At 66.6% G+C, this 26,257-nt stretch carries 19 protein-coding genes; 8 read left to right on the top strand and 11 right to left on the bottom strand.

Features of this window, described 5'->3' with window-relative positions; translation table 11 throughout:
* Positions 1 to 56: 56 nt before the first annotated feature.
* The 4 genes from LOC56_RS00255 (at position 57) to LOC56_RS00240 (ending at position 5,994) form a co-directional block, all read left to right on the top strand.
* The gene (locus LOC56_RS00255) at positions 57 to 1,220 is read left to right on the top strand and encodes an exonuclease SbcCD subunit D (protein WP_229949448.1); all 1,164 of its coding nucleotides are present in this window, start codon (positions 57 to 59) and stop codon (positions 1,218 to 1,220) included.
* A complete protein-coding gene (locus LOC56_RS00250; RefSeq protein WP_229949446.1) occupies positions 1,217 to 4,282 on the top strand; it encodes an AAA family ATPase in 3,066 nt (1,021 codons plus the stop codon). The genes LOC56_RS00255 and LOC56_RS00250 overlap by 4 nt, the downstream gene beginning before the upstream one ends.
* 98 nt (positions 4,283 to 4,380) lie before the next feature.
* Positions 4,381 to 5,721 carry an MFS transporter gene (locus LOC56_RS00245; protein WP_229949445.1) on the top strand — a complete coding sequence of 447 codons (1,341 nt, stop codon included), beginning with the start codon at positions 4,381 to 4,383 and terminating at the stop codon, positions 5,719 to 5,721.
* Between the two features lie 99 nt (positions 5,722 to 5,820).
* Entirely contained in the window at positions 5,821 to 5,994 is a 174-nt protein-coding gene (locus LOC56_RS00240; protein ID WP_229949443.1) for a hypothetical protein, read from the top strand.
* A gap of 72 nt (positions 5,995 to 6,066) precedes the next feature.
* Here the strand turns inward: LOC56_RS00240 and LOC56_RS00235 are convergent, their stop codons facing one another.
* From LOC56_RS00235 to LOC56_RS00210, 6 genes are all read right to left on the bottom strand, one after another.
* Positions 6,067 to 7,038 (bottom strand): serine/threonine-protein kinase, encoded by a 972-nt coding sequence (locus tag LOC56_RS00235; RefSeq protein WP_229949441.1) that lies wholly within the window; start codon positions 7,036 to 7,038, stop codon positions 6,067 to 6,069.
* Positions 7,039 to 7,191: 153 nt separating this feature from the next.
* Complete coding sequence (locus LOC56_RS00230; protein ID WP_229949439.1) at positions 7,192 to 8,004, bottom strand: alpha/beta fold hydrolase; 813 nt, start codon at positions 8,002 to 8,004, stop codon at positions 7,192 to 7,194.
* Positions 8,005 to 8,007: 3 nt separating this feature from the next.
* A complete protein-coding gene (locus LOC56_RS00225; RefSeq protein WP_227918229.1) occupies positions 8,008 to 8,337 on the bottom strand; it encodes a biotin/lipoyl-containing protein in 330 nt (109 codons plus the stop codon).
* Positions 8,330 to 9,295, bottom strand: coding sequence for an alpha-ketoacid dehydrogenase subunit beta (locus LOC56_RS00220; RefSeq protein WP_229949502.1), 966 nt, complete (start codon positions 9,293 to 9,295; stop codon positions 8,330 to 8,332). Before LOC56_RS00220 ends, LOC56_RS00225 begins: the two co-directional genes overlap by 8 nt.
* 133 nt (positions 9,296 to 9,428) lie before the next feature.
* Positions 9,429 to 10,448: a thiamine pyrophosphate-dependent enzyme gene (locus LOC56_RS00215; protein ID WP_229949437.1), complete on the bottom strand. Its 1,020-nt coding sequence runs from the start codon at positions 10,446 to 10,448 to the stop codon at positions 9,429 to 9,431.
* Between the two features lie 106 nt (positions 10,449 to 10,554).
* Positions 10,555 to 11,991: an amino acid permease gene (locus LOC56_RS00210; RefSeq protein WP_442860032.1), complete on the bottom strand. Its 1,437-nt coding sequence runs from the start codon at positions 11,989 to 11,991 to the stop codon at positions 10,555 to 10,557.
* Between the two features lie 185 nt (positions 11,992 to 12,176).
* Between LOC56_RS00210 and LOC56_RS00205 the strand changes: the two genes are divergently transcribed.
* Genes LOC56_RS00205 through LOC56_RS00195 form a run of 3 tightly spaced genes read left to right on the top strand, consistent with a single transcriptional unit; the run spans position 12,177 to position 15,528 of the window.
* A complete protein-coding gene (locus tag LOC56_RS00205; protein ID WP_229949435.1) occupies positions 12,177 to 12,653 on the top strand; it encodes an Lrp/AsnC family transcriptional regulator in 477 nt (158 codons plus the stop codon).
* 35 nt (positions 12,654 to 12,688) lie between these two features.
* Positions 12,689 to 14,065, top strand: a complete 1,377-nt coding sequence (locus LOC56_RS00200; protein ID WP_229949433.1) for a M20/M25/M40 family metallo-hydrolase — start codon at positions 12,689 to 12,691, stop codon at positions 14,063 to 14,065.
* The gene (locus tag LOC56_RS00195; RefSeq protein WP_229949431.1) at positions 14,065 to 15,528 is read left to right on the top strand and encodes an MFS transporter; all 1,464 of its coding nucleotides are present in this window, start codon (positions 14,065 to 14,067) and stop codon (positions 15,526 to 15,528) included. The genes LOC56_RS00200 and LOC56_RS00195 overlap by 1 nt, the downstream gene beginning before the upstream one ends.
* On the opposite strand, the gene LOC56_RS00190 is transcribed toward LOC56_RS00195, so the two are convergent.
* Complete coding sequence (locus LOC56_RS00190; protein ID WP_229949429.1) at positions 15,525 to 15,980, bottom strand: MarR family winged helix-turn-helix transcriptional regulator; 456 nt, start codon at positions 15,978 to 15,980, stop codon at positions 15,525 to 15,527. The genes LOC56_RS00195 and LOC56_RS00190 overlap by 4 nt on opposite strands.
* 9 nt (positions 15,981 to 15,989) lie before the next feature.
* Positions 15,990 to 17,114: an LLM class flavin-dependent oxidoreductase gene (locus tag LOC56_RS00185; RefSeq protein WP_229949427.1), complete on the bottom strand. Its 1,125-nt coding sequence runs from the start codon at positions 17,112 to 17,114 to the stop codon at positions 15,990 to 15,992.
* Between the two features lie 501 nt (positions 17,115 to 17,615).
* Between LOC56_RS00185 and LOC56_RS00180 the strand changes: the two genes are divergently transcribed.
* Positions 17,616 to 19,433, top strand: a complete 1,818-nt coding sequence (locus LOC56_RS00180) for an HNH endonuclease (RefSeq protein ID WP_229949425.1) — start codon at positions 17,616 to 17,618, stop codon at positions 19,431 to 19,433.
* A 194-nt stretch (positions 19,434 to 19,627) separates the two neighbouring features.
* Here LOC56_RS00180 and LOC56_RS00175 read toward each other — a convergent pair whose 3' ends face one another.
* From LOC56_RS00175 to LOC56_RS00165, 3 genes are all read right to left on the bottom strand, one after another.
* The gene (locus LOC56_RS00175) at positions 19,628 to 22,756 is read right to left on the bottom strand and encodes an efflux RND transporter permease subunit (RefSeq protein ID WP_229949423.1); all 3,129 of its coding nucleotides are present in this window, start codon (positions 22,754 to 22,756) and stop codon (positions 19,628 to 19,630) included.
* Positions 22,757 to 22,875: 119 nt separating this feature from the next.
* Positions 22,876 to 24,366, bottom strand: coding sequence for a malate:quinone oxidoreductase (locus LOC56_RS00170; RefSeq protein WP_229949421.1), 1,491 nt, complete (start codon positions 24,364 to 24,366; stop codon positions 22,876 to 22,878).
* Between the two features lie 104 nt (positions 24,367 to 24,470).
* Positions 24,471 to 26,210, bottom strand: coding sequence for an ABC transporter substrate-binding protein (locus LOC56_RS00165; RefSeq protein ID WP_229949419.1), 1,740 nt, complete (start codon positions 26,208 to 26,210; stop codon positions 24,471 to 24,473).
* Positions 26,211 to 26,257 lie beyond the last annotated feature (47 nt).

Here is a 26,257-nt window from a genome sequence, read left to right as displayed (position 1 = left end):
ACGCGCCGCTGCCCCCGATCCGTTAACTGTCGGAGCCGGGCTGTAGTTTTTAAGACATGCGTTTACTGCACACTTCAGACTGGCACCTGGGCCGTTCCTTCCACGGCGTGGGGATGCTTGACGCCCAGGCGGACTTCATCGACGCCCTGGTGGACACTGTCCGGGAACAGCGGGTGGATGCCGTGCTGATCGCAGGGGACGTGTATGACCGCGCGCTTCCGGCGGTGGACACCGTACGCCTGCTGGATTCGGCACTGGAACGCATCACCGGGGCCGGCGCCGTGGTGGTGCTGTCCAGCGGCAACCATGATTCCGCCGCCCGGCTGGGTTTTGGCAGCGCACTTTTCGAGCGGGCCGGCGTGCACCTGCGCACGCGGTATGAGGACATTGCCCGCCCCGTGATCCTGCCCGCCGAGGGCAGGCCGGTGGCCGTCTACGGCATTCCGTACCTCGAGCCCCGCCTCGCCGCCGGGGAGCTCGGAGTTGAGCTCCCGAACCACTTCTCCGTCACCGCGGCGGCCGTACAGCGGATCCGGGAGGACATCCTTGCCCGCGAACAGGCCGGGTCACCCGTCGCATCCGTAGTGCTGGCCCATACATTCGCCAGCGGCGGCATCAGCAGCGACAGCGAACGCGACCTGGCAGTGGGCGGTCTTGGGGCCGTCCCCCTGGACCTCTTCGAAGAGTTCTCCTACACAGCCTTGGGACACCTGCACGGCCGCCAGCAGCTGAGCCCCACGGTCCGTTACAGCGGCTCACCGCTCCCGTATTCCTTCTCCGAGGCGCGGCAGGCCAAGGGCGGTTGGCTGTTGGAGTTCGACGGCGGCGGCCTCGCTTCCGTGGAGCCGGTCACCTGGCCGGCCCGGCGCCGGCTGGCGGTGCTGCGCGGCAAGCTCGAGGACCTGCTCGCGGACCCGGACCTTGCCGGGGCCGAGGAAGCCTACTGCCAGGTCACGCTGACCGACAGCCAGCGGCCGGCCAAGGCCATGGAACTGCTCCGCACCCGGTTCCCAGACACCCTGGTACTGGCTTTTGACCCGGAGGGCGGCGCCCGGGGACCGGCCCAGACATACAGCCAGCGGCTGGCAAAGGCCACCGACGATCTCGACATCTGCTGCGGCTTCCTTGAGCACGTCCGCTCGCGCAGTGCAGCGGATGAGGAAAAGGACCTCTTCATCGAAATCCTGAACAAGGTCCGCGAAGCAGAGGCCGCACAGTGAGAATCCACCGCTTGGAAATGCAGGCCTTCGGTCCGTTCGCAGACCGGCAGGTTATCGACTTCGATGAGCTGGGAGCCCACGGGCTCTTCCTTTTGAACGGCCCTACGGGGGCGGGGAAGACCAGCGTGCTGGACGCCATCTGCTTCGGCCTGTACGGCACCGTCCCCGGTGCCCGCCAGCAGGGACGCCGGTTGCGCAGCGACCACGCTGCCCAGGACACCGCACCCGAAGTGGTCTGCGAGTTCAGTTCCGGGGTCCGTCGTTTCGAAGTTGTCCGGAGCCCTCAGTGGGAACGTCCGGCCAAGCGTGCGGGCGGGAAAGGCACGGTCACCGAGCAGGCCAAGACGCTGCTGCGCGAGTTCGTTGACGGCGCCTGGGTCCAGAAGTCATCCCGCAACGACGAAGCGTCTGCCGAAATCACCGAGCTGCTCGGGATGAACCGGGACCAGTTCACCCGCGTGGTGATGCTGCCCCAGGGGGATTTTGCGGCCTTCCTGCGCGCCGATGCGGCCTCGCGCGAGCAGCTGCTGCAGCAGCTCTTCGGCACCTCCCGGTTTGAAGACATTGAACGTCGCCTCAAAGCCGAGCTTGTCGAAGCCACCGACCGCTTTGACACGGCGCAGGAGCAGTCCGAGCATGTGCTGCGTCGTGCACGTGACGAAATCCGGCGCTACCGCGGCGAAACGGCAGACGGCAGCGGGCCGGATGACGGTGTCGACGCTGAGGGCGGGGAAACGGAGCTCGAACAGTTCCAGGCGGAGCTCGACTCCCGGACCGCCGCTGCCCGCAAGGAACTCGCGGAGCTGATGACAGCGCGAGAAAGCGCTGAGAAGCACCTGCAGGAATTCGAGCACCGCCGTGCCCGCGGCGTGGCCCTGCAGCAGCTGATCCGGGACGAAGCAGAACATGCCGGGTCCGAAGCGGAAATTGAGCCCCAGCGGGCCGCGCTTGCGACCCACGCTGCCGCTTCCCTGCTGGCAGGCAGCGTACGGGCTAAGGAAGCCGCCACCGGGCGGGCGGACAACCGCCGCACCGAAGCTGCAGTGACCCTGCAGGCGCTGGCCGACCATGTGCTGGCCCCTGCCTACGGTGTGTCGGCCGCCGCTGTGTCGTCGGCCGCCGGGACACCGCTGCCGGACGGTTTGGAGGCGCGCGTCAGCGCGGATCTCGCAGCTGCGCGTGCTGCGAGAGAAGACGAAGAACGTACCGAAGCCCTGCTCGCCCGCGCCGGAGCGGAGGCGGACGCTGCCGAAGCATTCCGGGTGCAGGCCGTCGACGCCGACGCATCGCTGGACTCCCTGCGGGCGGAAGAGGCGGAGCTGGCCGGCGAAGCCGCGGCGCTGGGACGGCTGGCGGAAGGCGAAGCGCGGGCCGAAGCCGCCCTGGCCTCCGCCGAAGAGCTGGTCGCGACCATCAGCAGTTATGCCGCGGCAAACGAGCGTGCAGCGGTGACGGAGAAGGCGGCTGCCGACGCCCGCCAGGAGTATCAGGATCTGCGGCAGCGGTGGCAGGATCTGCTGCAGGCACGCCTGGATCAGGCAGCTGCGGAGCTGGCACAGGAACTTGCAGACGGCTTGCCGTGCCCGGTGTGCGGGGGACTCGAGCACCCGCGTCCGGCGGAGCTGCCGGACGGCGAGGCTCCGGTCACCCGCGAAGCCGAACAGGCAGCCAAGGCACGCGCGGGCAAGGCCGAAGCGGCTTACGAAGAAGCCCGGCGTTTGGCCGGTACCGCTGCCGAGGAGGCCGCAGCCCTTCGTGCCCGCGGCGGTGCAGGGGATGCCGCCTCCGCACAGGACCAGCTCGATGCGGCCCGCGCAGAGTTGGAAAATGCCCGCGGGGCCGTCCGGGCGCTGGCTGAAGCAGACCGCCGGCTCACCGCAATCGCTGCTGAACTGACGGCCGCCGAGACTACCCGTTCCGAGGCACTCATTTCCGCTGCACAGGCGGATTCCCGTGCCGCGGCCGCCCGCGAACAGGCGGCGGAACTGTCGGAGCGCCTACGGGAGGCGCTCCAGGGCTTCCCGAGCATCAGTGAACGGGTCCAGTCCCTGATTTTGTTCGCGAAGCTCGCCGCCGCCGCGCGCGAGGCAGCAGGCGCGGTCGCCGCGGCCGAAGAGGAGCTGGACCGGGTCAGCGCTGAACTGGACGCTGCCTTGGCCGGAACACCCTTTGCCTCGGCGGCCGAGGTTACGGCTGCATTGCTGGACGCCGCCACCGCAGACGCCTATGCACTGGCTGTGTCGGACTGGGAAGAGCAGGGCCGCAGGCTGCTGCTGCGGCGGGAAGCCCAGGCAGCGGCCGGCCCGGACGACGCCGCGGGGGAGCCGCTGGCCGTGCCGGACGAGGAAGACGTGGCGGAGGCGGCAGACGCGGCCGCGGCTGCACGGAAGGAACAGGAAGAGGCCGCCCTGCTCGTCCGCCTGCTGGAAGGCTCGGCCGTGCGGCTCGCCGAGTACTCTGCCGAGCTGGAGGCGGCGCTTAAGCGCACCGCACCCCTTCGCGCCCGGCGGGACCTGCTGCAATCGGTGGCAGACACTGCCCGGGGCGGTGGCGAAAACCAATACAAGATGACGTTGAGTACCTACGTCCTGGCAGCCCGGTTGGAGCAGGTCGCAGCGGCCGCCACGGAACGGCTGGCGGCCATGACCGGAGGCCGGTACGCGCTGGTACACAACGATTCCAAGTCCGGCAACCGTAAGGCCGGCCTGGGCCTGCACGTCACCGACGAGTGGACCGGACAGCACCGGGATACTTCCACCCTCTCCGGCGGTGAGAGCTTCATGGCCTCCCTGGCCCTGGCCCTGGGGCTGGCTGACGTGGTGCAGCAGGAAGCGGGAGGGGTGAACATTGAAACCCTGTTCGTGGATGAAGGGTTCGGCAGCCTCGACGAGCAGTCCCTGGAACAGGTCATGGACGCGCTGGAAGGGCTGCGGGACGGCGGTCGCGTGGTCGGGCTCGTCAGCCACGTGGCGGAAATGAAACAACGGATCCCGGCGCAGCTCCAGATCCTCAAGGGCCGCAACGGTTCCTCGGTCCGATACAGCGCCGGCGTTCCCGGTTAGGTCCAGCGGCAGGGGATGGGTAAAATCGACGGGTTACAAGGGTTGTGCGCACCGGGAGGGGGGACGGTGCGCGGTTCGACGTATCTGGATACCGCACCATGACCCAAGACACCTCCACCCCGACTCAGACACCAAGCACTGACTCACCCCCTGCGGACCCGGCGAAGACGCCGTCCACAGGCGGCCGTTACCAGGCCATCTTCGCCCTGGCCGGCACATCGTTCTTCCCCATCGCCTTCCTCGCACGGTTGCCCCTGGCCATGCTCACTGTCGGGGCACTTACCCTCATTACCGAGGTCTCCGGTTCCTACGCACTCGGCGGCCTCGCCGCGGGCGCCGTCGGCGTCGGGTCCGCGGTGGGTGCCCCGCTGCTGGGGTACCTGGCGGACCGGATCGGACAGCGTCCCGTCCTCCTGGGCACCGCCGTCCTGAACCCCGTGGCTATCGGCTTGTTCCTCCTGTCGGCCGCGCTCCTGGATCCGGCCGACGCGCCGTTCTGGATGCTGGCAGCCGGATTGTTTATGGGTGCTTCCTGCCCCCAGGTCGGGCCCATGGCACGCGTCCGCTGGATGGCCATGACCGCCCGCCGTCCGCAGGGCCGCGAGATGGACACCGCCCTCGCCTACGAAGGAACCGCGGACGAACTGACCTTCGTGCTCGGCCCGGCCCTCGTGGGCCTGCTCGCCGCCGCCGTCGCCCCCTGGCTGCCGCTTGTGCTGGCGGCAGTGCTGACGGCCACCATGGTGACCTCCTTTGCTGTGCACCACACCGTGGAACACGTCGTCCCCACCTCGCGCCGCCCGAAGATCGCCCGCAAGGGAGCAGCGCAGGCGGAAGGCGTGCCGGATCCGGAAGCGCCGGCCCCGCGCGAACGTCCGCAGTGGCTGCTCATCATGGTTCCGGTACTCGGCATGGTCGCGATGGGGTCGTTCTTCGGTTCCACCCAGACCAGCCTCACGGCGTTTGCCGGCAGCTTCGGCATGGCCACTTCCGCGGGCCTGATCTACGCGGCCATGGCTTTGAGTTCCGCCGTTGCTGCCCTGTCCGTGGCCTTCTGGCCTGAGCGCTTCGGCACCGCAGGCCGCTGGGTCCTGTGCGCCGCGGCGATGCTGGCGTTCACCCTGCTCCTGTTCCTGCCCTCGAGCATCGGCACCATGGTTGTTGTGCTGCTGATTCTGGGTCTCCCCGTGGGGCCGACCATGGTCAGCATTTTCGGCATCGGCGCCATCGTGGCCCCGCGCGAACTGATGGGTACCGTCATGACCCTGCTGGCCAGCGGCGTCGTCACCGGCCAGGCGCTGGGCTCCTCCGTGGCTGGCGGACTGGCGGATTCCTTCGGCCACAGCCACGCCTTCATCGTTCCGACCGCTTCAGCGGCAGCCCTGCTGCTGCTCAGCCTGGTCGCTGTCCGCGCAGCCCGCAAACGTTCTGCAGCCTGAACAGGCCCGGCTGCCGAACCCCTCGGCAGGTGTTGGCCGGGCCACAGTTGGCCTAGTATCGAATAAGTAGGCCAGCGAGCACCACAAAGGAGAAACACCATGGGAAATACCGAAAAGGAAGCCGGCCAGGGGGATCAGTCAAAGACGGGTTCGCAGGGCGGCCCCGAAGGCACCATCCCCCAGAGCGAGGACGGTATCGCTGCCGCGAGCACCGAAGAAGCCTCGAACTTTGAGCCCGAAGAGGATGAAGCGGCCGACGACGACGGCAAGTAGTCTTCTGACTTATAAAAACGGATCGGTCCCTCGGGACCGATCCGTTTTTGTGTCTCTCCCGGCCAGCCCGGCCTAGCCCAGGCTGGGGGCGTGCTGCGGCGGGGCCGGAATATAGATGTTGCCCGTGGTAACGCCGCCCGTTGCGGAGTCCCCGGTGTCCGGATCGCTGAACACGGAGCTGTCCGGCGAAGGGACAGACGAAGGTCCGTCCAGCACCATGGCTTCGGAAGCCAGGGAACGAAGCGCCACTGCCACTTCGTGTGCCTCGGGGCGTGCGTCCACGAGGCGGGATGTCATGGCCCGAAGGATGCCGGTCCACTCCGGTCCCACCCACTCGGGAATCTCGGGGTCACGGAGCAGGCGTGCCACGGCTGCTTCCACAATCGGGCCGGGGAATGCCTTTTCCCCGGTAAGGCATTCCAGCAGCACCAGGCCCAGTGAGTAGACGTCGGTCCGCGGATCCACGGCAGCCCCCTGTGCCTGTTCCGGGCTCAGGTAGTTCGCTGTACCGATGGTTGCGCCGTTGGCGGTGGCAACGGTGGCTTCGACCATCCTGGCTATCCCGAAGTCGGTGAGCCGCGGGTACAGGCGGGTGTCCATGTCTTCCTGGGGGAAAAGCAGGATGTTTGCAGGCTTTACGTCGCGGTGGATCACTCCGTTGCTGTGCACGTAGTTCAGCGCGTCGGCCAGATCGGCGCCCAGCGCCGCCGTTGCAGAGGAGGAGAGGGGGCCTTCCTTGAGTGTGCCGCGCAGGTCCGGTCCGTCCACCAGCTCCATCACGAGGAAGCTGGAGCTTCGGCCCTCGTCGTCAACGTGGACGCCGGCGTCCAGCAGGGTGACCAATCCGGGGTGGTTCAGGGTTGCCAGCAGCTGCATCTCGATCTGCTGGCGGCGGGTTTCGTCATCCTCGCGGAACCCGGCGTTGAAAAGCTTGACGGCTACTTCCCGGCCAAGGTTTTCGTCGACCCCGCGGTAGACAGCAGCAGCACCGCCGGACCCGATGAGTTCGGTGGTGCGGTAACGGTGCCCCAGGAGTACATCCACGGGTGTCCTCCCTTGAGGGTCAAAGATGAAAGCAGGGAATCACGCGGAACATTAATCAGTAGGCTGATTAATGTCAGGCGAGTCCACTAGCCTTTTCATCTTAGCGTGCACCCGGAAATGTTGGCGGAATAACGAGCCGCCGTAACCAAGCTGTTATTCGCCGGCCAGGAATTCCACTGCAGCGTTTTTGAACGCCCGGGAGGTTATGGCGTTCGTGTGGGTGCGGGCGGGAAGCGATACCAGTTCGGCCTGTCCGCTCAGGGCAGCCAGCTTGGGCGCCGTCGCGGCGAGGTCGTCGCGTTCCCCGGCGACCAGGAGCAGCGGCATGGAAGGAACCGCCGCTGCGGGGGAGAAGGGTTCCTCCTTGATGGCTTCGATCATCCGGAACAGGGCGGCCAGGCGATTCTGCGGAACCAGCTGGGCCATGCGCAGCAGTTCGGCGGTGCGGGGATCCGCCACCGGTGCCCCGCCCGCGGCTGCTTCGCTGGCGGCATCGAGGTCGAAGTCCGCCAGCGGGTCGCCGCTTCCCGGCCCTCCGAGCACCATGCGGTGCACGAGTTCGGGCTGGGTCGCCCCGAATTCCCAGGCGAGGCGGGAACCCAGGGAGTAGCCCACCACGTCCAGACCGCTGGCCGGGTCGTCGTCTGCCAGCGGAAACACTCCGGCGTCCTGGAGTATCTGCAGCAGGTCCGCGCGGATGCGGCTGGGGCGGTAGGAATCCAGGTCCTCCGGTGCTGCGCTGCCGCCGTGGCCGGGCAGGTCCACGGTAATGACCCGCCGTCCCGCGGCGGTCAGCGCGGTGAGCCATCCAGAGTCGTGCCAGTTCAACTGCGCACTGGAGGCAAAGCCGTGCAGCAGGAGGACGGGACGCAGCGCCGTCGTGCCCGCAGCACCGCCGGCAGGGTCGATAATCTCCACCGAAAGGCGGGGATCGGTGCCTTCCACCAGGGAGCCGTAGTCGGCCACTGCCTAGTCCTCGTCCAGCGCGGCAGTCAGCCGGACCCGGCGGCGTGCCGGAGCTTCCTGCGGCACGGTGCCCACAATGCCGGCGGTGTTGTCCGGAACCTCGAAGACGATGAGCGGTTCGCCCACGTTGATCGTTTCGCCGGGCTCGCCGTAGGTGCGTGCAACGCGGCCGGCCTGCGGGGAGGGCAGCTCCACCGCGGATTTGGTGGTTTCCACCTCGACCAGCGGCTGGTTGCGTTCCACCTGGTCACCCACGGACACCAGCCATTCCAGCACGGTGGCTTCGATCAGGCCTTCGCCGAGGTCGGGAAGGGGGAAGGGGATTTCAGCCACGCCGGTACTCCAATACTCGCTGGATCCCGAACAGGATGCGGTCGATGTTCGGGATGTATTCGTCTTCAAGATCGCCTGAGGGATACGGTACGTCGAATCCCGTGACCCGCCCAACCGGAGCGCGCAGGGTATCGAAGCAGCGCTCCGTGATCAGGGCGGCCACTTCGGCGCCGAGGCCGGAGGTCAGCGGCGCTTCGTGGACGACGACGGCGCGCCGGGTCCGCGCCACGGAGGCGGCCAGGCCCTCGGCGTCGATCGGCTTGAGCCACCGCAGGTCCAGGACCTCCACCTCGATGCCGTCCTCGGCGGCCAGCTCGGCCACGGCGAGGCAGCGGGCCACCATGGCGCCCCATGCCACCAGCGTGACGTGCTTGCCCGGACGGACCACCTTGGCACCCTCCACGGGGCCGGCGTCGTCCAGGAAGACGTCGCCCTTCTGCCAGTAGCGGGACTTCGGTTCCATGAAGATCACCGGGTCCGGAACGGCCACGGCATGCTTCAGCAGATGGTAGGCCTCGTGCGGGCTGGACGGGGAAACCACCTTCAACCCCGGAACGTGGGCGAAGAGCGCCTCCAGCGACTCACCGTGGTGCTCGGGAGCGCGGATGCCGCCGAAGCTGGGTACCCGCAGGGTCACCGGCATGGGCATTGTGCCCCTGCTGCGGTAGTTCATCCGGGCCAGCTGGGTGACTATCTGGTTCACCGCCGGATAGGCGAAACCGTCAAACTGCACCTCGGGGATCGGATGGAAACCGGCCATGGCCAGCCCCACGGACATGCCGAGGATGCCCGACTCCGCCAGCGGGGTATCGAAGACGCGGTCGGCGCCGAAGCGCTGCTGCAGCCCGTCGGTGATGCGGAAGACGCCGCCGAGCCGTCCCACGTCTTCGCCCAGGACAACGGCCCGCGGATCCTCGGCAAGTGTTTCGGCCAGGGCACGGTTCAGGGCCGCCTGCATCGAGAGGTTTTCCACCCGGCCGTCGCCGGCCTCCGGGGACGGGGCCAGGGGGGACTGCTCCTGCGCGGCGGTCTGCTCCGTGTTCCGGGCAGCGGCTTCCAGGTCGGAGGACGCCACGGCGTCGCTTAGCTGCTCAGACATGTTCGGATTCCTCCCGCCAGGCGCGGGCCTGGGCTTTGAGTGCTTCGGTGGGCTCGGCGAAAACGAAGTCGAACATTTCCCGTCCGGGACGCGGGCCGAGCGCCATGACACCTTCGCGGACGGCGTCCGCGTTGGTCTTGGCGTCCTGCAGCGCGGTGTCCAGGAAATCGGAGTCCGCCAGTCCTTCCGCCAGGAGCCGGTCTGCCAGCAGCTGGACCGGATCCGCGCCTTCGTCGCGCCGTTCCTCGGCCAGGCTCCGGTACCGGCCGGGATCGTCGCTGGTGGAGTGCGGGCCACGCCGATAGGTCATGGCCTCGATCAGTACCGGTCCGTGTCCGGCCCTGGCATGAGCGGCGGCCTCCCGCGTGGCGAGGACGACGGCGGCGGCGTCGTTGCCGTCCACGGTGATGGCTTTCATGCCGTACCCGGCGGCCCGCGCGGCGACGGTTCCGCCGGCCACCTGGGCCTCGGTGGGCAGCGAAATGGCCCAGCCGTTGTTCTGGACGAAGAAAATGACCGGAGCCTTCAGGACGCCGGCGAAGTTCATTGCTTCATGGACGTCGCCCTGGGAGCTGGCGCCGTCGCCGAAGTAAGTCAGGGCCACGCCGGGGTTCCCGGCAAGCGTCTGGCCGTGCGCCCAGCCGACGGCGTGCAGCACGGAGCCGCCGACCACTGCCTGGATCGGGGCGAGCCGGGTCTGCACCGGGTTGTAGAGTCCGCCGTGCCAGCTGGCCTTGTGGGTGGACATATAGGCGGTCATGTCCACGCCCATGGTCAGCGCCACCCCCATTTCCCGGTAGGTGGGGAAAACGAAGTCGTGCTTGGGATCCATGGCGAAGGCGCTGCCCACCTGGGCTGCTTCCTGGCCCAGTTCCGGGGCGTACCCGGGGATGATGCCCTGGCGCTGCCAGGCGATTGCGGCGAGGTCCAGCTGCCGGACGGCGGTGACCAGGCGGTACAGCTCCCGGAGTTCCTCCGCCGGCAGGGCCGCAGGTTGCAGATTGTTGTCCATAGTCCGCAATTTAGTGCTTCACGCCACAGTGAGCAAACAGCGCCCCGAACATGACACAGTCTGTACAAATGTGGCATTCAGCAGCTGACTGTGCTTGGCAGTTTGCCTATCGAGACTGCCCGGCTCGGTCCGCGGGTGCGGTGCGGGCCTTGGCGGCGCTGCGCCGCTCGAAGGACCAGGCCAGCAGTACCAGCACGGTGCTGAGGGCCGCCGTCGCCAGCAGCTGGATCCGCACATCGGGGTCGAAGAAGCCCAGGACCACGATTCCCGCGAGCAGTGCCAGCGCAAAGTAGGAGAGCCAGGGGAAGGCCCACATCTTGAACGTGAGTTCGACGCCGGCCGCTTCCGCCCGCCGCCGGAGGATGATCTGGGAGACGATGGAGATGCCCCAGACCACCAGGCAGGTGGAACCGACGGTGTTGAGCAGGATCATCAGCACGGTGTCGGGGTAGAGGTAGTTCAGCACCACGGCAATGAAGCCGAAGACCACGGACGCCAGTACCGCCCGGCGGGGCACTCCGCCGGAGCCGAGCCTGCCCAGAGCGGCCGGAGCGCGGCCGCGTTCGCCCAGGGAGTAGATCATCCGGGACGCGCCGTACAGGTTCGCGTTCATGGCGGACAGCAGCGCGATGACGATGACGACGGCCATGACCGTGTCCGCGCCGGGTACCTTCGCTGCGTGCAGGACGGCCACGAACGGCCCGGTGCTCAGCGCTTCACTGTCCCAGGGCAGCACGGTGACCATTACCAGCACCGAACCGATGTAGAAGACCAGGATCCGCCAGATCACCGAGTTAATTGCTCCGGCAATGTTCTTGGACGGCTCTTCGGTGTCCGCCGCGGCGATGGTGATGATTTCGGTGCCGCCGAATGCGAAGACCACCAGCAGCAGTCCCGAGGCCACCCCGGTCAGCCCGTTGGGCATAAAGCCGCCGTTGTCGAAGAGGTTGGAGGTGCCCGGCGACGGGACGCCGGGAAGCAGTCCGGCCACAAAGGCGGCGCCGACCGCCAGGAAGATGATGATTGCCGCAACCTTCAGGATGGCAAACCAGTATTCGAATTCACCCAGGCTGGCGGCCCCGGCAAGGTTGACGGCGGTAAACACGATGATGAACGCCAGCGCCAGCATCCACTGCTCGACGCCGGGGATCAGGGACGCGACGATGGCCGCGGCAGCCGTGGCCTCCGCGGCTATGACGATCACAATCTGGAACCACCACATCCACCCCACCGTGGTGCCCGCCGTGCGCCCCAGGGCTTTCTCGGCATACACGGAAAAAGCACCGCTGCTGGGGTCGGCTGCCGCCATCTCGCCCATCATGCGCATGATGAGAATCACCATGGTTCCGGCAATCAGGAAGGAGATCAGCACTGCGGGACCGGCCGCTGCGATACCTTCGCCGGACCCTACAAAGAGGCCGGTGCCAATGGCACTGCCGAGGCTCATCAGGACAAGGTGCCTCGGCTGCATCTTCTTCGCTCCGGACGGTTCCCCGGCCGGAAGTGCAGTATCAGTGCTGGACGGGCGGGCGGAACTGGGCATAACAGGGGAGGCCTTAGAACGAACGGATTGACTGCCGGTGCGGGCGCCGGTCGGCAGGGATGCCGTCGCGGGTCTGTACACCGGATTCCATCTTAAGGCCGGTTTGTGTGTCCTCTGTTCCGACAGTCGGCCGTGCTGCCTTTACAATTTGTACACTGCCTGTGCTTAGTCCCGGAAAGGACACCATGCCCACCGACGCGCTGGACGCCCGTATCGTCACCCTGTTTACCGACAACCCGCGTATGTCGGTGCTCGAGGCCTCGCGCCGGCTCGCCGTCGCCCGGGCCACCGTGCAGGCACGCCTGGACCGGATGCAGGAGACCGGTGTGATTGCCGGGTGGGGTCCGCGGATCGACGCCGAGGCCCTGGGGTACGACGTCGTCGCCTACTGCTCGCTCACCATCCGCCAGGACACCGGCCACGATGCAGTGGTTGCGGCGCTGTCCCGGATTCCGGAAATCCAGGAGGTCCATACCGTCTCGGGGGAGAGCGACCTGCTGGCGCGCGTGGCGGCGCGGTCCAATTCCGACCTGCAGCGGGTGATCGACGCGATTGTCGCCACCAACACCGTCCTGCGTACTTCCTCGGTGATTGTGCTGAACACGCACTTCCAGGGGCGGATGCTGCCCCTGCTGAATGCCGCAGCAACCCCGGAAGCCTGAGCTGTGATGCACTGCATAGCCGTTACACTCGCCCCATGCCCAGCTCACTCACGGCGCTGTCCGCCGCTGCACTCGGCCGCGCGGCCGCCCCGAAGCTTGCCCGGCTCCTGACGTACCGCACCGTTTCCTCCCGGGTGCCCGAGGAAATGGAGCCGGACCAGTTCGAGGCCTTTATCGCAGCGCTTCCGGAACTCTTTCCCCTCGTTTCCGCCGCCCTGCAGCTGGAACGGGTCAACGGATTCGGGCTGCTGTACCGCTGGCCCGGGACGGCGTCACCGGAAGCTGCGGCGGACGGCAGGGGTCCCGCGGTGCTGATGGCCCACTATGACGTGGTCCCTGTGGAGGACCCGTTGCGTTGGGACTACCCGCCGTTTGCAGGCACGGTCACGGAAACCTCCATCGAAGGCCGCGGCGCCCTCGACGACAAGGGCGCGCTGGCTGCCGTCCTCGAAGCGGCTGAACAGCTGCTCGCTGAGGGGTTCTCACCCGCAGGGGACATCTATTTCTCGTTCGGCAACAACGAGGAAACAGCCGGCGATACGGCTGCCGCCGCCGCGGCCCTGCTCGCGGAACGCGGCATCCGTCCCTGGCTGGTGCTGGATGAAGGGGGAGCGGTCGCCTCGGGTGCCTTCCCGTTCGTGTCTGCGCCGCTCGCCGTCGTCGGCGTCTCCGAAAAGGGCATCCTCGACGTCGAACTGGCGGTCGAGGATGCAGGCGGGCATGCGTCCACGCCAAACCGGATGGGCGCAACGGCGCGGCTGGCCCGCGCCGTCGTCCGCCTGGACCGCCGTCCTTTCCCGGCGTCCCTTCCGGAGGTAAGCGTGGAGATGGTCCAGCGGCTGTCCGGTTCGGCGCCGCTGCCGCTCCGCCTGGTTCTGGGCAACGCCGCCCACCTGCGCGGTGCGCTCACCCGGGTGTTCGGGCTGCTCGGCGGGGAGCCCAACGCCATGACCCGCACCACCGTGGCGGTGACCCAGCTGCGGGGAAGCAAGGGATCCAATGTCCTGGCCACGCGCGCCACGGCCAATGCCAATATCCGGGTGGCCGTGGGTGAGACGGTGGCGTCCACGGTGTCGCGGCTGCGGTCGATCATCCGGGACCCCAAGGTGAGCCTGCGCGTGGTGGAGGGCAACGAGCCCTCGCCGGTCTCCGCGACGGACAACGCCCAGTTCGCCCTGCTGGAGGAAACCATCCGGAGCTGCTTCCCGGATGCCGTCCCGGTGCCGTACATCATGCTTGGCGGAACCGATTCACGGCGCTTCACCTCCATCTGCGATGCGGTGTACCGCTTCGCCCCCTTCCGAATGAGTGCCGCGGACCGGGCCAGCATCCACGCCGACAACGAGCGGCTGGGCATCGAAACGTTCGGCGAGGGCATTGCCTTCTACAAGGCCCTGATGGGGGATCTCTGATGTCCGCGCCGTCCCTGCCCGGGCTGCGCATGATCGGCCCCCTCGTGGGGTTCCTGGTGCTGGTGGAAATCACCAGCGGCATCCTGCAGGGCTACTACACGCCGCTGCTCACCGACATTGCCCGCAATTTGGGGATCGACGACGGCGACGTCAACTGGTTTGAATCCGCCCAGCTGATGCTCAGCGCCCTGGCCGTGCCCATCCTGGCGAAGCTGGGGGACATCTACGGGCACAAGCGCATCCTGCTGGTCTCCACGGTCCTGACGGCGGCGGCTTCCTGGGGAGTTGCCGTGGCACCGGACTTCTGGACGTTCCTGGCCGCGTGGTCGCTCCAGGGGTTCTACGTGGTCTGGCTGCCGATGGAAATCGCCCTGATCTTCAGCCGGGTGCGCCACACCCCCAACCGGGCCGTGCTTACCCGCAAGGCGGCAGGCCTGCTGGTCGGCGCACTCGAGCTGGGCGTGATCGGCGGAGCCCTGCTGGGCGGGGTGCTGGTGGAGCACCTCCCGCTCTGGCTCACGCTGTGCGTACCCGCCGCCGCGGTGACGCTCTGCATCTTCGCCGTGCACTTCGGGGTGCCGGAATCCAACTCCCTGGACGGCGGCACCGTGGACCGTACCGGCTTCGTACTGCTGGCGGTCGGGCTGCTGCTGCTTACCTCCGGGCTGACCTTCCTGCGGATCAACGGTCCGGATACCTGGTGGGTGTGGGCTGTCCTTGCCGCCGGTGCCGCCGCGTTCATTCCCTTCGTCCGGTACGAGCTCGGGCAGAAGGACCCGCTGGTGGACTTCCGGATGCTGCGCAGCCCGTCAATGTGGCCGGTCCAGCTGACGGCGGGGCTGTTCGGCATTTCGGTGCTTGGGGCCCAGGCGCCCATGTCGACGTTCGCCCGCACCGATCCCGGTCTGCACGGCTACGGTCTGGGACTGGCGGCGTCGCAGGTGTCCATCATCATCGGCACCTACGTCTTCGCGCTGCTCGCCGGCGCGCTGCTCTTTCCCCTGGCAGCCAGGCGGACCACCCCGCGGAACACCTTGGTAGGCGCGTCGCTCCTGGTCGGTGTCGGATACGGGCTCTTCCTGCCCTTCCATGACACCCTGCCGCAGGCCCTGATGAACATGGTGGTCGCCGGGCTGGGGTCCGGGGCGTTGGTGGCTGCGCTTCCCTCGGCTGCCGCTGCGGCTGCGCCCTTGAATAGAACGGGCATGGCAACCGGACTGACCAACACCACCAAGACCATCGGCGGGTCCTTCGCCTCGGCGGTCTTCGGAATTGCGCTGGCCGGCGCAGCTGCGGACGCCCTCTCGAGCTCAGCCGCCGACGCCGGGTCGGTGGCACCGCTGCAGGGCTACCTGACGGTCTGGGCAGTGTGTTCAGCGACTGCGTTTATTGCCGCGGCCCTGCTGCTGCTGGTGCCCCGGCTGGCATTCGCCGATCCGCCGCTGACGGAGGCGGCCGCCTAATCCGCCAGGCTGGCCAGGACCTTGTCCGTCAGTTCCTTCAGGCGTGCCAGCTCAGTGTTGTCCAGTGCCGGCGTCAGCAGCTCGTGGATTCCACGTACGTGGATGCGGCCCAGGCGCCGTTGGACTGCCCGCCCCTCATCGGTCAGCGAGAGTTCCACGCCGCGCTGGTCCTGTTGTGCCGGCCGGCGCTGCACCAGGCCCCGGGCTTCAAGCCGGTCCACCATCCGGCTCAGGCTGGGCTGGCTGATGAGCAGGTGCTCGTTGAGCTCGTTAAGCCGTATCCAGCCGCCGGGGCAACGCGTCAGGTTGAACAGGACGTCGTACTCCCGCATGGTGAGCTCCCGGAATTCCGGGTCCCGCTGCAGCCGCCGCATAACGCCGACCTGGACCCGGAACAAGGATTCCCACGCTTCGGCTGCCTGTTTCGCCGTGGCGTCGTTTGTTGGATGCATTGTCCCAGCCTACTGAACCGCAGGGGACGGCGATGCAGATGACGAAGCAGGCTTCACATCCGCCTTCCGTGCTGCCACCCGTGCGGCGTGGGTGGGGCCTTCGGGAACGTCGTCCGGACGGCGGGAATCGAATTCCCTCCGCAGTTCCGGCAGCACGTATTCGCCGAAGAGGTCCAGCTGCTCCAGCACCGTCTTGAGCGGCAGTCCTGCATGGTCAATCAGGAACAGCTGGCGCTGGTAGTCGCCGAAGTACTCCTGGAAGCTCAGCGTCTTCTCCAGTACCTCCTGCGGGCTGCCCACCGTCAGCGGGGTCTGCGCGGTGAAGTCCTCCATGCTTGGCCCGTGGCCGTACACCGGGGCGTTGTCGAAGTACGGGCGGAACTCGTTGACGGCGTCCTGCGAGTTCTTCCGCATGAAGAACTGTCCTCCGAGTCCCACAATGGCCTGGTCGGCGCGGCCGTGGCCGTAGTGTTCGTAGCGCTCGCGGTACAGGCCGATCAGCTGCATGTAGTGCTCCTTCGGCCAGAAGATGTTGTTGGCGAAGAATCCGTCTCCGAAGTAGGCGGCAATTTCGGCCACCTGCGGCGTACGGATGGAGCCGTGCCAGACGAAGGGGGCGACGTCGTCGAGCGGGCGTGGCGTGGCCGTGAAGTTGTGCAGCGGGGTGCGGAACTTGCCCTGCCAGTTCACGGTTTCGTTGTCCCACAGCTGGCGCAGCAGGTTGTAGTTCTCGACGGTCAGTTCCACCGAGTCCTGCGGGTCCTTGCCGAACCAGGGGTAGACAGGCGCGGTGTTGCCTCGGCCAAGGACCAGGTCCACCCGGCCGTCCGCGAGGTGCTGGAGCATCGCGAAGTCTTCTGCGATCTTCACCGGGTCATTGGTGGTGATCAGCGTGGTGGTGGTGGAGAGGATGATCCGCTCCGTCTGTGCGGCAATGTAACCCAGCAGAGTGGTGGGGGAGCTGGCATAGAAGGGCGGATTGTGGTGCTCGCCGGTGGCGTAGACATCCATGCCGATTTCTTCGACCTTGCGGGCAATGGCCACTGCGGCCTTGATGCGCTCCGCCTCGGTCGGGATTCGTCCGGTGACGGGATCCCGGGTGATGTCGCTGACGCTGAAGACGCCGATCTGCATGGTTGCCTCCGGAAGTTCGAATGAAGCTTAAGTATATGCATTTGCATACATCTCTCCCTAACCGTTACGGGATTCGGTTCATTCCCGGGTCCGGTTCCGGGGGGGTGCGGGGTGCTGGGTGGGCGCGGAGGCGGAGTTCGTTCGAGGCCGGTTCGGAGTCGGTTCAGCGGAGTTGCAGGCGGGGTCTTGTCAGTTGGGCACGGCCGGTCGATGCAGGGGTGGTCGGGTGTCGGTGGGTGGTGGACAGGTCGGTTGGGTGCGCCCGGTCGGCGGCGCGGCCCGGTCAAGTTGCGGGGGAGGGGCGCGGCCGGTGGACGACGCCGGTGTGGCGGTTCGGTTGGGGCAGCTGGAATCGAAAATTGTGTCTGGCCAACTCCTCGACCGGGCCGGTTTTCAGGGTAGGTAGTCGGGGCGAAAAGACGGGTAATCGAGTTTTCCGGAGAGGCCGTTTTGGGCCGGTTTTCGGCCTTGGAATGTCAGTGCCGGATGAAATCCTGAGGTATGGATCAGCTCGGGAATACCGAACCGACAACTGAAGAAGCAGGCAGGGACCAGCAGCCGACAGGGCGGGTTGGCGACGCGGAACCGCCCTGCTCTCCCGTCACTCTGGCGGTGTATCGCGCGGAGCTGGCTGCCCAGCCTAACGGTGCCACTGACGCGAATACCTCCTCTTCTCCTGCCACGAGCGAGGCCGAGGCTGGCACCCAGTCAGTCGACACTCCCGTCCCTGATACCGGGTCTGGCGTTTCCGATGCGGGGCCTGGCCTTCCCGATCCATCCGGCGCTAAGCCAGCCGATCTCGGAACTCCCGCCGCCCCCGATTCCGAAGCCGCCCCCGATTCCGAAGCCGACCCGGAGGGCTCCGCGGCTGCGACTGCCGGTGCTGAGGGGAGTCCTGCTGATGCCTACCCGGATGGTTTTACCGGAACCCTTGCGCTGCAGAACCTTGAAGCCTTTGACGAGCAGATGGTGGGCGATGCCCTGTCCCGGATGGCGCATTTGATGTCCTGGGTGCAGGCGCAGGAGGCGCGTCTAGTGAACCGGATGGAAGAAATCTTTCGGGACAGCCTTTTTGCTGCGTCGGGGCGGCTTGAACCCGGGATGGCGTTCAGCCTGGCAGCGTCAGAATGTGCAGCCATTCTGAATGTTCCGCAGGTGACCGGTCAGCGGCTCCTCAGTGAGGCCGGGCAGCTGTGCGGCACCCATACGGCGACCTTGGCCGGGCTGGAAGCGGGACGGTTCTCGTACCAGCATGCGCAGGTGGTCCTGGATCAGTGCCAGAATGTTCCCGCCTCCAAGCTTCCTGAGTTTGAAGCAGACTTGCTGACCGCTGCGGAGGGTCAGACGCGGGCGCAGTTCTCCTGCAAGGCACGACGGCTGCGAGAGAGGAAGTTTCCCGAAACTGTCAGCAAACGGCACCTGACCGCGTTCGAGCAGCGCAAAGTCACTCTGGATCGGGAAGAGGACGGCATATCCTGTCTCTCCGCGCACCTGCGGGCCGAAGAAGCCCAGCAGATCTACACAACGCTCAGCAATGCGGCACGCGGCGAACAGTCCGCCGGCGATTCCCGTTCCACGGATCAGTTGCGTGCGGACATTCTGGCGCAGCTGCTGATGGGCGGCCTTGGCTCAACCCGTGTCACGGATGCCGGCGCGGCAGTCGGTGAGAGCGGAACCGGCGGCGGTGCAGCAACAGGTGCGCACGGAACCGGCGGCGGTGCAGCAACAGGTGCGCACGGAACCGGTAGAGATGCTGCCGGACCGGACGAGGGAATCATCCCGCGGGCGGAAATCATGGTCTTGATCAACGCCGAGACCCTCTTCGGGGCCAATGAGCAGCCCGCCGAGCTGCACGGGTACGGGCCCATCAGCGCCGAAGCCGCGCGCAGGCTGGCCCGCAACGCCGTCGGTTGGACCGGATTGGCCCAGGACCCGCAGACGGGCGAAATCCTTGGGGTAGGGAGGCGGCGGAAGGTGCCGGCAGGGCTCCGGCGCTGGCTCCGTGCCCGGGACGGAACCTGCAGGTTCCCCGGCTGCCGGGTCAGCACCGCGAACGCGGACATTGACCACACCGTCGACTGGGCCCGAGGCGGACCCACCGCCCACGGCAACCTGGAACACCTGTGCCGCCGGCACCACCGGTTCAAGACCTTGGGTTATTGGAAGGCGTGCCAGCCCACGCCCGGGGTAATCGAGTGGACTTCGCCGACCGGACGTGTCTATCAGACCGAGCCGTTCCTGGAACTCGGGGTACCGCAAGCGGCCGCAGACCAGGCCAGGGATCCGCGGCAGGAATCGGAGATGGTGCCGCCGTTCTGAACTTGCCACGCTTTGAACCGGCCCGCTGTCTGAACTTGCCACGCTCTGAACCGGCCCGCTGCTGCGCTGAGTTTGCCGCGAGTCTGAGCCCGCGCCGCGCGGCTGCGCGTGCATCGGATGGGAGACCAACACAGACCCACAACACAGACCCCCTACCAGTACCGCCAGCCCCCCGGCGGCGCAACTAAGCACTGCTAGGCGCGACCCCCTGCCTCGCTCATCGGTTTCTGCTCCTTCCGCTGCTGCCGCTTCTCGCGGGACCCTTCCACCAATCGGTAGAGGACCGGCACCAGGATCAGAGTCAGGGCGGTGGAGGAGATGAGCCCGCCGATCACCACAATGGCCAACGGGCGGGAAATGAAGCCGCCCTCGCCCGTGACGCCCAGAGCCATCGGAGTAAGTGCAAACACGGTGGCCAGAGCGGTCATGAGGATCGGACGCAGACGCTGGCGGGCACCGCGGAAGATGGCATCCTCCACGTTCATGCCCGGTTCATTGCCCCGAGGCTGCCGGTACTGGTTGATCAGGTCCATCAACACAATCGCGTTGGTGACCACAATGCCCACAAGCATCAGCATGCCCACCAGAGACGGAAGCCCCAACGGAACCCCGGTCAACAGCAGCAGCAGGACGGCACCGGTGGCAGCAAACGGAATGGAGACGAGCAGGATCAGAGGCTGCAGCAGGGACTTGAACGTCGCCACCATGATCACGTAGACAATGGCAATGGCTGCAAGCAGGGCCAGGCCGAGCTGCGTAAAGGACTCGTTCTGCTGGGTGGCAGCACCGCTGAGCTCGGCGGTAACGCTGGTCGGAAGGTCGACTTCCGCAAGCCGTGACTGGACTTCGGTGATGGTGGCACCAAGGTTGTCACCCTCGGGAGAGACGGAGACAACGGCGGTGCGTTCGCCGCCGGAGGAGGAGACCGACGTCGGCACCTCCACCTCTTCCACCGTGGCCAGCGCGCTCAACGGCACGGAGCCGGATCCGGCCGGCACGGAAATGCCGTTCAACTGCTCCAGTGAGGTGATGGGAGTGCCTTCACCGATGAGCACAGGCAGGTCGTCGGTACCCAGACGGACCGTTCCCGCCGGAAGCGGGCTGATGGTGGAAGCGACCAGCCCGGCGATCTGCTGCTCGTTCAAGCCGGCAGCGACAGCTTTGCCCCGGTCGATGCTGATCTGAACCACCGGCTGGGAGGAAGAGAGGTTGCTGCTCGCCTCGGCGACGCCGGGCAGGTCGGACATCGCCTCGACGATGGCATCGCTGGCCGGCTGCAGTTCCGACGGGTCCCCGGCGGATAGGGAAATATCCACGGTGTTGGACGTGCCGAAACCGCCGCCGGTACTGCCCAGGGTGACCTCGCCGGCGTCGTCCACGTCCTCGAGCGCGGACCGCACGGTATCCCGCAGGGCCACCTGGTCCACCCCTTCCTCGGTGATGACGGTGAAGTTCGCAACCGAGGAGCCGCCGCTGGTAAACGCCGCAAGCCCGGAAGTGGAGGTGCCCATGGTGACCTGGACGTCCTTCACGCCCTCGGTACCCCCAAGGACGTCCTCCACCTCGGCAGCGGCCTCGGAGGTCCGTTCAAGGGAGGTTCCGGCCGGAAGCTCCTGCCGCACGCTGAAGGTGTTCTGTCCCGTGTCACCCAGAAGGTTGGTGGGCAGCAGCGGGGTCAGGGCCGCCGTCGCCACCAGGATGATCAGCCCCGCGGTCACTGTGTAAACCGGGTGGCGCTGGGTGATACGCAGGATCGGCAGGTAGCCGCGCTGCAGGAAGGTCCGCGACTCGCGTTCCTCCGCCTCGGCACGGTAGGCGGCCGGGTCAGCGACCGGCGGGGAGGACTTGAGGAACCAGTACGCCAGCACCGGCACAATCGTCAGGGACACCAGCAGCGAGGCCAGCAGCGCGAGCGTCGTGGTGACTGCGAAGGGGCGGAACAGCTCGCCCGCCAGGCCGCCGACAAAGGCGATGGGCGCAAACACCGCCACAGTGGTGAGGGTCGACGCCGTGACGGCGCCGGCGACTTCGCGGACGGCAGTGAGGATGGCACTGCGCTTATCCTCGCCGTAGCCCAGGTGCCGCTTGATGTTCTCGATCACCACGATGGAGTCATCCACGACGCGGCCGATCGCGATGGTCAGCGCACCGAGGGTGAGGATGTTCAGCGAGTACCCGAACGCCAGCAGCCCAATGAAGGTCACCAGCAGCGACAGCGGGATGGACACGGCCGTGACCAGCGTGGAGCGCAGGGAGAGCAGAAAGACCAGGATCACCAGCACGGCGAAACCGAGGCCGAGCAGTCCCTCGGTGGTGAGGTCGGAAATGGATTTTTCGATGAACGGGGCCTGGTCGAAGATCACCGTGAAGACTGCACCGTTGCCCAGTTCGTCCTGAAGCGAGGGCAGCAGGTCCATGACTTCGTGGGAAATGCCCACGGTGTCCCCGGCGGGGGTCTTGGTGATGGACACGGCCAGGGTGGCCTCGCCGTTCGTCCGGGTGATGGAGCTGGCTTCATCCTCGGTGACATCCACCGAGGCCACGTCACCGATGGTGACCGGCGTGCTGCCCGGTGACGAGCCCGAGGACTCGACCGGCAACGCGGAGATCTTCTCGAGGCTGTCCAGCGGAGCGCCGACCTGGATCGACAGTGTCCGCCCGTCTTCCTGGACCGTTCCGGCCGGAAGGAGGGCACCGCTGTTTTCCAGTGCATCGACGATGGCGGAGGGGGTGACGCCGGCGGCTGCCAGCGCGGCGTTGTCCGGCAGAATGGCCACGTGGCGGGTGGCGCCGCCGGTGACCTCGGCGGTACGCACGCCCTCGATCTTCTGCAGGCGGGGAACTGTCAGGCGCTGCAGGTCGGCGTTGAGCTCGGCCAGCGGTTCATCCGAGGACACCGCAAGGTAGACAATCGGGAAATCGCTGATGCTTCCGGCAAGCGACTGGGGATTGGCATCGTCGGGAAGCAGCTGGCGGGAGTTGGAAATGGCCCGGTCCACCTGCCCGCGTGCCCGGTCCAGATCGGTTCCGTAGGCGAAGGTCAGGCTGATCGTGGAAATCCCCGACCGGGACGTAGCCGAGGAAGACTCGAGGCCTTCGACGGCGGTGAGCGCACCTTCCAGCGGCTCGCTGATCTGGGCATCAACCACATCGGGGGAAGCGCCCGGCAAGGCGGTGATCACGCTGATCTGCGGGAACTCCAGCGACGGGATCAGTTCCTGTTTCAGGGAGCCCATGGAGATGACTCCGAAAACAGCCACAAAAACCGTGATCAGGGCAATGAGCGCCCTGTTGGAGAGGGACAGCTTGGCCAAACGGTCCATGATCCTGCCTTAGGAAGGGCGAACTGGAGTTGGGCGACGCCGCCCGTGCCGGCGTCGTAAAGCGCTGTGCGGCGCAGGTCCGCCCCGAAGGGGAACCTGCGCCGCGGATACTGCAGGTGCTAGGAAAGTCCCAGGACCTTGTTGGTGTCGGCTTCGATCTCTGCCGCCAACTGCTCGTTCTCATTGAGCTTTACGCCGTAACCCGGGATCATTTCCTTGATCTTCGGCTCCCAGCCGTCGAACTGGCGGGGGAAGGCGCGCTTGAGCAGGTTGATCATGATGGGCGGTGCCGTGGAAGCGCCGGGGGAGGCACCCAGCAGGGCACCGATGGAGCCGTCGGCAGCGGTGATGAGTTCGGTGCCGAACTGCAGCACACCGCCCTTCTTCGGATCCTTCTTGATCACCTGCACGCGCTGGCCTGCGGTGATGAGGTCCCAGCCCTCGGTCTTCGCGGAGGGCATGAATTCCTGGAGTGCCTGGGTCTTGCCTTCGCGGGTCTTCATTACCTCGGTGACGAGGTACTTGACCAGGCTCATGTTGTCCTTGGCCACGCCCAGCATGGGCACCAGGTTGGACGGACGGACCGAAAGGGGCAGGTCCAGGTAGGAACCGGTCTTCAGGAACTTGGGGGAGAAGCCGCCGTACGGGCCGAACAGCAGCGAACGCTTCCCGTTCACGAAGCGGGTGTCCAGATGGGGCACGGACATGGGCGGAGCACCGACCGAGGCCTGGCCGTACACCTTGGCGTTGTGCCGGGAAATGATCGAATCGTCCGTGGAGCGAAGGAACTGGCCGGAGACGGGGAAGCCGCCAAAGCCCTTGCCCTCGGGGATGCCGGATGCTTGGAGCAGGTGCAGGGCTCCGCCGCCGCCGCCGATAAAGACGAAGCGGGCGGAGACGGTGCGGGTGGTACCGCTGGCACGGTCCTTGACCTTGACATCCCAGCCGCCGGTGGAAGAGCGGGACACGTTGCCGACCTCGTGGCCGAAGTGCAGGTTTACGCCGTTGGCACCCAGGTAGTTGACCAGTTCACGGGTCAGCGCACCGAAATCGACGTCGGTGCCTCCGGCGACGCGGGAGGCAGCAACGCGCTGTGACGGGTCGCGGCCTTCCATGATCAGCGGTGCCCATTCAGCCAGCTTGGCGGGATCCTCGGAGAACTCCATGGTCTTGAACAGGGGCTGTGCGCTCAGCGACTCGTAGCGGCGGCGCAGGTACTCGGAATGCGCGTCACCCCAGACGAAGCTCATGTGCGGCAGCGGGTTGATGAAGTTGTTGGAGATGTGGCCTGCAGAGACCAGATGCGACCAGAACTGACGGGAAACCTGGAACTGCTCGTTGATGCCCACCGCCTTCGCCGGGTCAACGGAGCCGTCGGCCGCGGCCGGGCTGTAGTTCAGTTCGCAGAGCGCGGCATGGCCGGTTCCCGCGTTGTTCCAGGGATCGGAGCTTTCCAGCCCCGCCCGGTCAAGGCGCTCATAGAGGGAAATGTCCCAATCTGGCTGGAGTTGCTTCAGGAACGCACCAAGGGTGGCGCTCATGATGCCGCCGCCGATCAGCAGTACATCAGTTTTCGTTGCGGAATTATCCGCCGGGCTATTAGCAGTCAACTTGTTCTCCAGTCGCGTGGGCGCTAGCCCTAGAAGCGTATCCCCGACCACATGTCTTCCTAAAATTATCGCTGCACTTGGCCCTTGGGCGGGAGGGGGCTACCTCAGCGATCCGCCAGTGTTATCCGGTTGAACACTTCGTGCAGGACAGGGCTGGTGGGATAGCCGGCCACGCGGGGGGACAACGCAAGGGCCGAAATGGGGAAGGCGAGGGGTACGGCCGGCACGCGTTCGGAAATCCGGTCGGTAATGGCCCGGTAGGCATCGGTCTGTTCCTGGCCTTCCGCGAGGCCCCGTGCTTTGTCGATGCCGCTGAAAACCTCGGGATCGTTATAGGAAAACTCGTCGGTATACCGGCCGAACAGGGTCCCGACAAAGTTGTCCCCGGCCTCATAGGTCCCGGCAAGTCCCAGCAGGTGGAAGGCCCGGTCCTCCTTGCCCTGGACCTTGTCGAGGTAGCCCTCGGACCAGTCCACCGGGACCGGCCGGATGTTGAACCCGGCTGCGGTGAGCTGGCTGCTGAGCCTGGCGTAGACCCTTTCCGGGGCGGGCAGGTAGCTGCGGGTGACACGGCGGGGGTAGTAGAAGGGCAGTTCGCGGCCGTCGTAGCCGGCTTCCGTGAGCAGCTCGCGGGCCTTTTCGACGTCGTACCCGTAGCTGGTGACAGTGTCCGAGGTCAGACCCAGCTTCTGCGGAAGGAACTGGTTTGCGGGCTTGGTGCCGTTGAGGAACAGTCCGTCCAATACGGCCTGCTTGTCGATGGCATGCGCCACTGCCCGGCGGATCAGTACATTGTCCATCCCGGGGAAATTGGAATTGATGCCCAGATAGAGGATGGAATAGGGGTCCCGCTGCTGGATCTGCAGGCCGTTGCGGGCCAGATCGCCGACGTCGTTGACGGTCACCAGGTCATAGCCGTCCACCTCGCCCTTCTTCAGGGCACGCAGCCGGCCCTCGGGGCTGGAAACGGTCTTGAAGACAACCGTGCCGATCTGTCCGGCTTCGCCCCAGTAGTCCGGGTACGCTGCCAGCTCCACGGTGTCCTCGTTCCAGCTGACGAAACGGAACGGCCCTGTGCCCACCGGATGAGCGCCGTAGGCCGAGATGTTCCGGCCGTTGCGTTCCTGGGTGAGGTCATTGGCCGCGGCATCAGTCAGGGCCTTCGGGGATGACATGGCGAAAGCCGGAGCGGCCAGGGCGGAAATGAAGCTGTCGAGCGGCTCGGTAAGCTCCACCCGCACCGTGTACTCGTCCTCCACCACGCATTCGCGGTAGACGGCGGTCTTCGGGGAGTCCGAGAACCCCCGGAAGACCGATCGGTACATCAGGGAATCGTTGCGCACGGATTCCGGCAGGGTGTACCAGCGCTCGAAGTTCCGGCGTACGGCTTCTGCGTTGAAGGGCTCGCCGTCGTGGAAGGTGACGTCGCGCCGCAGGTCAAACGTGTAGGTCCTGCGGTCCTCGGACCTGGTCCAGCTCTTTGCCAGCAAGGGTGTCGGGGCCGAGGTCAGGGCGTCAACACCCACCAGGCCTTCCAGAACCTGCCGGGTGACCCGGTAGGACTCGGTGTCCGCAGCAAGGACGGGGTCCAGGGTGGCCGGCCGGGCCGCCGTCGCAAAGGTGAACCGCTCGCTGGGGCCGGCCGGACCGGTTGCCGTGGGGGTGAGAGAGGGGGAAGGCGAATCCGCTTCGGCAGTGCAGCCGGCGAGCATGAAGGCCGCAGCCACCGCACCTGCACGGATGACGGAGCGGCGGGAAAGGGCGGGAGTGCCGGATCCGATGTCTGAATCTTTCCCAGGACCGGATTTTGCGGTGCCGGATTTAACAGTGCCGGATTTGGTCACGGTGATACTCCTCCGGGACGCTCCATCCCTCATTTTTTAGTGATTCT

Source organism: Arthrobacter sp. zg-Y179 (assembly GCF_020907345.1).
GTDB classification, from domain to species: domain Bacteria; phylum Actinomycetota; class Actinomycetes; order Actinomycetales; family Micrococcaceae; genus Arthrobacter_B; species Arthrobacter_B jinronghuae.
The sequence above is the reverse complement of the archived record's forward strand: the minus strand, read 5'-3'. Positions and strand labels throughout refer to the sequence as shown.

What these genes read in the sequence shown, in the direction of transcription:
- LOC56_RS00255 (WP_229949448.1), top strand. Translation starts at nt 57, where the DNA reads ATGCGTTTACTGCACACTTCAGACTGGCACCTGGGCCGTTCCTTCCAC.
- LOC56_RS00245 (WP_229949445.1), top strand. Translation starts at nt 4,381, where the DNA reads ATGACCCAAGACACCTCCACCCCGACTCAGACACCAAGCACTGACTCA.
- LOC56_RS00240 (WP_229949443.1), top strand. Translation starts at nt 5,821, where the DNA reads ATGGGAAATACCGAAAAGGAAGCCGGCCAGGGGGATCAGTCAAAGACG.
- LOC56_RS00220 (WP_229949502.1), bottom strand. Translation starts at nt 9,295, where the DNA reads ATGCAGGCGGCCCTGAACCGTGCCCTGGCCGAAACACTTGCCGAGGAT.
- LOC56_RS00215 (WP_229949437.1), bottom strand. Translation starts at nt 10,448, where the DNA reads ATGGACAACAATCTGCAACCTGCGGCCCTGCCGGCGGAGGAACTCCGG.
- LOC56_RS00210 (WP_442860032.1), bottom strand. Translation starts at nt 11,991, where the DNA reads ATGCCCAGTTCCGCCCGCCCGTCCAGCACTGATACTGCACTTCCGGCC.
- LOC56_RS00205 (WP_229949435.1), top strand. Translation starts at nt 12,177, where the DNA reads ATGCCCACCGACGCGCTGGACGCCCGTATCGTCACCCTGTTTACCGAC.
- LOC56_RS00200 (WP_229949433.1), top strand. Translation starts at nt 12,689, where the DNA reads ATGCCCAGCTCACTCACGGCGCTGTCCGCCGCTGCACTCGGCCGCGCG.
- LOC56_RS00195 (WP_229949431.1), top strand. Translation starts at nt 14,065, where the DNA reads ATGTCCGCGCCGTCCCTGCCCGGGCTGCGCATGATCGGCCCCCTCGTG.
- LOC56_RS00190 (WP_229949429.1), bottom strand. Translation starts at nt 15,980, where the DNA reads ATGCATCCAACAAACGACGCCACGGCGAAACAGGCAGCCGAAGCGTGG.
- LOC56_RS00185 (WP_229949427.1), bottom strand. Translation starts at nt 17,114, where the DNA reads ATGCAGATCGGCGTCTTCAGCGTCAGCGACATCACCCGGGATCCCGTC.
- LOC56_RS00180 (WP_229949425.1), top strand. Translation starts at nt 17,616, where the DNA reads ATGGATCAGCTCGGGAATACCGAACCGACAACTGAAGAAGCAGGCAGG.
- LOC56_RS00175 (WP_229949423.1), bottom strand. Translation starts at nt 22,756, where the DNA reads ATGGACCGTTTGGCCAAGCTGTCCCTCTCCAACAGGGCGCTCATTGCC.